1 protein-coding gene is annotated in these 467 nt (G+C 43.9%); it reads right to left on the bottom strand.

Annotated elements, in window-relative coordinates; translation table 11 throughout:
• Positions 1–467 (bottom strand): EF-Tu/IF-2/RF-3 family GTPase (locus EXE10_RS21220; protein WP_265937149.1); only part of this gene is annotated, 467 nt, incomplete at both ends.

The following is a 467-nucleotide window of genomic DNA, read 5'->3' as shown; positions in this document are numbered from 1 at the left end:
ATCGCAAAACGTAGACCTGGGTCCATTGCGATTGGGTGGATTAATTCTACTGACATTTCTACGTTGTCACCAGGCATAACCATTTCTACGCCGTCTTGAAGAGCGATAGCGCCAGTTACGTCAGTTGTACGGAAGTAGAACTGTGGACGGTAACCGTTAAGGAATGGAGTATGACGACCACCTTCTTCTTTAGAAAGTACGTATACTTCTGCATCGAATTTAGTGTGTGGCTTGATTGTACCTGGTTTAGCAAGTACTTGACCACGTTGAACGTCTTCACGTTTAGTACCACGTAGAAGAACACCACAGTTCTCGCCCGCACGACCTTCATCAAGAAGTTTACGGAACATTTCTACGCCAGTTACAGTTGTTTTAACTGTATCTTTAATACCAACGATTTCAACTTCTTCACCAACTTTTACGATACCAGCTTCAACACGACCTGTTACAACTGTACCACGACCAGA

The sequence above is a fragment of the Acinetobacter sp. WCHAc060033 genome (genome assembly GCF_004209125.1).
In the GTDB taxonomy this organism is placed as follows: Bacteria; Pseudomonadota; Gammaproteobacteria; order Pseudomonadales; family Moraxellaceae; genus Acinetobacter; species Acinetobacter wuhouensis.
The sequence above is the reverse complement of the archived record's forward strand: the minus strand, read 5'-3'. Positions and strand labels throughout refer to the sequence as shown.